Source organism: Gillisia marina, from assembly GCF_000258765.1.
GTDB classification, from domain to species: Bacteria; Bacteroidota; Bacteroidia; order Flavobacteriales; family Flavobacteriaceae; genus Gillisia; species Gillisia marina.
This window is the reverse complement of record NZ_AJLT01000056.1, coordinates 1-6,445: the sequence shown is the minus strand read 5'-3', so window position 1 is coordinate 6,445 and position 6,445 is coordinate 1. Positions and strand designations below refer to the sequence as shown.

Below are 6,445 nucleotides of genomic sequence, written 5' to 3'. Positions count from 1 at the left end.
TTTTTTCAACCAGTAATAAATAGAAGCTCTGGAAACTTGATATTTTTCTGAAGCATGATTGATAGAGATCTGTGCATTTTGGATCTGATCGATGATAACCAGCTTGAGATCATAGCCCACTTTTTTTGTAGGAAGTTTTTCGACAGTGTTGATTTTGTTCTTTCATTAGGTATAGTACTAAAAGGTTTAATTTTTAGTCAACCTATTTCAGGAAAGTACAGGTTTTTTCAGCTTGCGTACAACGGTCTTGGTTAACGCAAGTGGCGCGGAGTAGGGACGGCTTCTTGTCGGCTTAGTTGTTTGTTTCTTGATGACTAAAATATAACTTTTACCTGAATGCCCGCTATTTGCTGGTAACCGATGTTGTGTGTAGTCTTTATCAGCCGTGTTGTTTATTTAACCGCTAATTAAATCTTCATGTATTTTAAGCAGACTTATTTTATCTGAATCAAGTTTTTTTAAAGTCATAAGTAATTGACTTTTTAATTTTGACACGTTTGTTTTAACTAATTTAATGTGATTTTTTGATTTAGAGATTTTCTCTTGAACTATAAAATCAAAGATTAATCCGTCAAAGAAATAATCTGAAAACGTATAAAACCCGTCAATATTAATTGTGTTTCTAATATTGAAATTACTATCCACATCATTTAGTTCGTTAATCAAATTATCAATGTCAAATTGAGTTTTGCTTATTAGACTTTTTGCATCATCAATTTTTGAATGTTTCATAGCTGTAGCCAACAAACCACTACCTAAAAGGTCAAATGTGCCCCAATTTTCTGCGCTATTTAACTTTGAATATATTTTTTCTAATTTCTCCAAAACTGGAACTGATGCTCCTATAGCTTGGTTAATTTCTTTTTTCTGAAATTCAACATTAGAAATTTTGTCTTTAACAACTTGAATTTCATTTGATCTAGAATTATTCAATGAAATTAAAAATTGCTCTTTGTCTTTTAGAAGCTCATTATACTCGTTACTAATATCTTCAATATCAATTATGTCGTTTAATATTTCCTTTTTTCGTTGAACAATTAAGTCAATTTCTTCCTTTAAAGTATTGAAATTAAGTTTGGCTAATAAAAATTCTCGTCTTTCCTTCTCAAGTTTTTCTTCCTTCTTACCAATTAAAGAATAAAAAATTGAAGTTATTGAGAGTTCATTTATATCATTGAATTCCTTTTCTTCTTTATCAAGTATTTCTTTTGATTCGATCTGACTTTGCTCTTTTCTAGTTTCCCTTTGTTCTAGATCCTTTAATTCCGAGCTCAATTTATTATGAATTCTTATGTTCTCTTTTAAAACATTTAATCGTTCGTCTTGAATAAACTTCATTTATGGATTTTTCTGATTACACACAACGGTCTTGTTTAACGCAAGTGGCGTGGAGTAGGGACGCGAACTTGTCGGCTTTGTTGTTTATTACTTAGTCTCTAAAATAACACTTTTCACTCCAATGCCCGACATTTGCTGGTAAACGATGTTGGCAATAGTATTTATTGTTGCTCATATGTTTTTATGTTCCTATTCAGTTTTTTTGTAGTTGCTAATGACATAGCTAATTATAAAAAGAATTAGAATTAAAAATGGGATCTTGAAATTCCCCCAATATAAAAAGTCATCTATTTTATCTGAGCTAATTAGAGCTCCGAAAAGAATAATGAAGGTTAGGGCGATCATCAAAATTTTTGACTTATTATTTTTATTTAAATAATTTATTTGTTTTTCAAACTTTATATTTAAGACTTCATTATCATTTTCCTTTCTTTCCAAGATCACTTTTTTTTAAATGATTCATAAGTTGAATCTCAAGTAACAAATGGGGAGTAAATAAAATAAAACTAAGTCCAGACATCACCATCGAAGCTGATTCTGACCATTTGTTGTCAAGTCCGAAATTAAAGCCTAAGTCAAAAGATTTAATTGCAATAATTGTCGAAAATAATACAATTGAAATATTAACTAAAGAGATAAGCCATAGAAAAACAAGTCGGTTATTAATCGATTTTTTTCTTTCCCCAATCATCGATTTGAAAGTATTTATGATTCGGATCCTATCTTCCATCTTTTTTCAATCTAATTTTACCTGTAATAGTCCAGAATACTCCCATGCCAGTAAACGCGCCTGTAAGAATTGGCGTAATTTTATTATCAAATAAATATCCGATTATTAACCCTATTATGATAGAGAATATTCCTAAAATTTTAATTTTGTTCATGATTTATTTTATCATTTCTGCCTGTACAATTATATTAAATGTCATTCAGGTTTTGTCTGTATAAATATTATTGCCAACGGTCTTGGTTAAGGCAAGTAGCGTGGAGTAGGGACACGTTCTTGTCGGCTTAGTTATTTTTTACTTGGTGTCTAAAATAGTACTTTTCATCAGAATGCCCGCTATTTGCGCTTAACCGATGTTGTGTTTTCGTACCTTTTCCATACTGTTGATAGCGGTGGCAAAGACATACTCTTTTGCAATTTTTGGCTTATGTATTGGCTAAAGCGAATTGCAAATGTGTATGGCTTTTAGCGTTGGATTATTCAAATTTTATATTATCAATTTCTTTCATAATTCTGTCCGTTTCATATAAAGCGACTATCATTTTTTGATAATGCAAGATATCATTGTAGTCTAAAGTGCGTCCTTTCCTGTCCTTTAGCCATTTCTGAGCAGGTTGGTAACCGCCTATGTAAAATTCCCAAGCAACTAATGGTATAGCATCAAAATACTGTTGATCATTAATCCAAATTCGGCCGAGTTTGTTTTTTTCATCAAATAGTTCCCAGTCTTTAATTCCGATTTTGGTCGTAATGGAATTATCTCCGTCTTTGGGATAACTAGTGATGTAATTTTCGACTGTAGATGATTCCAATAAATGAAGTTGCCTTATTTCCCCACCTAATTTTACTAATTTCCAAAATGTTTCTTTATCTTTTGGATATGGTACTCTTGGAAAATCTATTTTTAAGAACTCTTGATATTTTTCTCTATAAGCCGGCGAATGCAAGGCTGCATATATGTAATCTAAAACATCAATTGGAGCAAAGGTGTTTTCTGTTTTTTCTTTCTCATTGGTAAATGTTAATTCTAATTTACTAGCAATTAAATTTAATTTTTCAGAATTTAAATTGGGAGTTCTTCTTTCATCGATTTCTAATTTTTCTTGTAAATTATTTTTGTGATAGAGATATAAAGGAAAAGACAATGGCCCACCTCTTCTGTACATGTTGGTATCTGTCAAACAATTTGTAAGATATAGACAGTCAAAATAATTCAGATTAGCTGCTTGCGGTTGAGCCACTAGGATTAGCCCAATATTTTCGTATTTAAGATGGTAAATTGTTTTTTCTCTCGCTCTGCCAAGTAATTTCGTGTCATAATAAATGACACCTGTATCAAATGGACGGTAAGAGTATTTAAAAACTTTTTCTGAATCAAAATTAACGTTTAATTCAATTAATTTATTCTCTAATTCTTTAGAATTTATTGCAACTAAATTTTTATCATCGTGTGTTTTAACTCCACTGGTTCTTAAGGAAAATAATTCTGTAACCGCAAAACCAGTCAAATACTTTTTTTCTTTATCAAAATTCTTAGGTACAAAAAAAATAACTAGGCTCAATATTCGGTAATTCTGTATAATCAACATCTTTAAACGATTTATTGCTTAAAAAGTCATATTTAAATTCTCTTTTACCAAATAATTCATGATGATAAATCTTTCCTAATTCATTAGGCTTTTTCTTACCAGTTTTTATGAATAGGTTGATAGAAACTCCTTGCATAATACCAAAAACATTCACATCTGAACTACCATCAGGAGCAGTTTCTTTTTTCTTACTGTTCCCGTGTAAGTCAATAGTATAAATTTTATCATATGTCTTAAGAAGATTCCAGCGTACTCCCCGATAAGTCGGGTTGTCCAAGAAACCATGTGGATTTATATAAGCTAAAATACCGCTTCCGTTTTTTTCTATAAAATGTTGTCCATAACGTAAGAATTTTACATAATCATCATTTATAGACTTCGAATTACGTTCTTTTAGTTTTTCTTTTCCTCCAGGCTCTTTTTTTATAATCTTGCATTAAGTCCATAATCCAATCGCCTTTATTTGCACTTTCTCCGTTATAAGGTGGATTTCCAATAATACACATTACAGGAGAGTCTCTTTTTATATGGTTTGCTTCATTTGCTTCACTACTGAGCCAATTGGCAAAAAGGGTTCCTGTATCTGGGTGATGTTCTTCTAAGCTGTTTGTTAAATAAACTTGTGTTCGTTGATTTTTGGTAGGTTTAAAACCTGTTTCCTTAAGTAATAAATCTAACTGTAAATGTGCCATTGCATAACTCGCCATTAACAACTCAAACCCGTTTAAGCGTGGTAGTAAATTATTTTCTACATAACCGCTCCATATTCCTTCCTGTCCTTTAAATCTTTTGTTTACGTGTTTTATCACTTCTGCTAGAAATGTTCCTGTACCCGTTGCTGGGTCAAGAATTTGTACTTTATGTACTTCTTTTTCTACTTCTTTATAACCACTTTTAAAATTTTTATTTGCGATATCTGTTTTTACCTTGATTTTTGTTTTAGAAGTGTCTGCTAAACCTTTAGGTAAATCAAATTCGGATTTTAATATATCATCAACAGCACGAACTATAAAATTTACAACTGGCGCAGGAGTGTACCAAACACCTCTTCTTTTTCGTAAATTTGGGTCGTACTCACTTAAAAATGTTTCATAAAAATGGATAATTGGGTCTTCCATTTTTGTGGTCTTCCCGTAGTTTTTAAGGATTTTTTCAACATTACAGGCTAAAAATATTTCGGTAAGATTATCTACAATCCACTTAATGCGGTCGTCAATATCTGGGCCAGCAATGTACCCAAAGAGCTTTCTTAAAAACGGATTAGATTTTGGAATCAATTCGGCAGCTTCTTGCCTACTAAAAGTGTCAAGAGTTGGATCATGTAATCGAGCAGCAAACATTCCATAAGCAATGGTTTGAGCATATACGTCTGCAAATCCTTTGGGTGTTATATCGTGAATTAAAATACTCTTAAAAGCTATCATTTGTTCTTTAAGTGTACTGTCTTCATTATGCGTTTCATCACTTGTTAACGCCTTTTCGATTACATCAGATAGTAAGCGAGCCTTACCCGCCATCATTTGTGCTAATTTTTTTGAACTTTTTATGGATTGTCCAACATGTGTGCAAAAATCTTTAATTAGATTTTCAAAAGTTGCAAAGTTTTGAGGTAACGCAACAATTCCATTTTCCGTTATTTCTGCAATAGCAATTTTAGTTACAAATTCGCCATCATTGTATAAATGAAAATCAATATAATCTGTGAAAATCAAATTATTTAAGGAAGCTTTGTAACGGTCAAATTGTTCTTTGTTACCTGCTTTCTTTTTCCCAGCAAGGTCATTATCTCCAATATCTTTGGCTTCGATGAATCCAACTGGAATATCCTTTTTAGTCAAAATGTAATCAGGGGCACCACAAGACTGTCTTTTTGGTTCATTGGTAGCTCTAATTTCTGGAATTAAACTTTCAAAAAGTTGTTGTAAATCGCCTCTGAAAGTATGTTCAGTTGCATTTCCGAGTTGGTATCGTTGGTTTATGTTGTCAATATATTGTTCTAATGTCATTCTTAGTTTATCAATTTTATAAAGCGTTGGCTAAAAATAGCTCTTTTGTTTTTTAGCGTTGGCTATGCGTGGGAAAAAAACAAATGTGCTATTTGTGTGGTGGCTTTTTTGGGTATGAAACACAACGGTCTTGTTTAACGCAAGTGGCGTGGAGTAGGGACGCGAACTTGTCGGCTTTGTTGTTTGTTACTTGGTGTCTAAAATAACACTTTTCACCACACTACCCGCCATTTGCTGTTAAACGATGTTGGCAATAGTTATTCTATACCCTTAATAATGTTTTTTAGATGTTTATCAACTTGATTTATATTTTCAGTTCCTTTAATAAAAGTATTTATTAAGGAATCCTTTACAGTTGAATTGTCATTGAAGGAATTCTCATTTTTCGAATTATACACAACTGCAGAACAATAATATGTTCTTTCAAATTTCTCACCACTTACAGCTACGGTATACAATTCATTTGTTCCTTCTAATAATTTTATATTTTTCCAGACAAATAGGGGATATTTTCTATCTATAGAAATAGAATTATTCCACTTTCCGAATTTTTGATACATAAATTGAATAGCGTCTAATTCACTATATTTTGGTTCAAATTTTAATTCATTGATTTTTTCGTTATTGTTATATCCTTTTAAACTAATAGAGGGATAAATCTCATAAGATTCCAATCGACTATCTATTTTCTTTACACCACAACTACTTAAAATAAATACTATTAAAATTAAAATTGTCTTATAAATTCTCATAATTGAATAATTATTGCCAACGGTCTTGGTTAA

Annotated in this window: 6 protein-coding genes; all 6 read right to left on the bottom strand. The window is 31.3% G+C overall.

What is annotated here, in order from left to right; all coding sequences use genetic code 11:
• Positions 1 to 396: 396 nt before the first annotated feature.
• Positions 397 to 1,338: a hypothetical protein gene (locus tag ON07_RS12460; protein WP_010232018.1), complete on the bottom strand. Its 942-nt coding sequence runs from the start codon at positions 1,336 to 1,338 to the stop codon at positions 397 to 399.
• A gap of 418 nt (positions 1,339 to 1,756) precedes the next feature.
• Complete coding sequence (locus ON07_RS12450) at positions 1,757 to 2,029, bottom strand: hypothetical protein (protein ID WP_155807235.1); 273 nt, start codon at positions 2,027 to 2,029, stop codon at positions 1,757 to 1,759.
• Positions 2,030 to 2,541: 512 nt separating this feature from the next.
• Positions 2,542 to 3,627: a type ISP restriction/modification enzyme gene (locus ON07_RS17270; RefSeq protein WP_237708930.1), complete on the bottom strand. Its 1,086-nt coding sequence runs from the start codon at positions 3,625 to 3,627 to the stop codon at positions 2,542 to 2,544.
• Positions 3,599 to 3,931, bottom strand: coding sequence for a hypothetical protein (locus ON07_RS17265; protein ID WP_237708929.1), 333 nt, complete (start codon positions 3,929 to 3,931; stop codon positions 3,599 to 3,601). The genes ON07_RS17270 and ON07_RS17265 overlap by 29 nt, the downstream gene beginning before the upstream one ends.
• 106 nt (positions 3,932 to 4,037) lie before the next feature.
• The gene (locus ON07_RS17260; protein WP_237708928.1) at positions 4,038 to 5,660 is read right to left on the bottom strand and encodes an N-6 DNA methylase; all 1,623 of its coding nucleotides are present in this window, start codon (positions 5,658 to 5,660) and stop codon (positions 4,038 to 4,040) included.
• A gap of 257 nt (positions 5,661 to 5,917) precedes the next feature.
• Positions 5,918 to 6,445, bottom strand: a 528-nt coding sequence (locus ON07_RS12440) for a hypothetical protein (RefSeq protein ID WP_010232014.1), incomplete at its 5' end; no start/stop codon positions are given.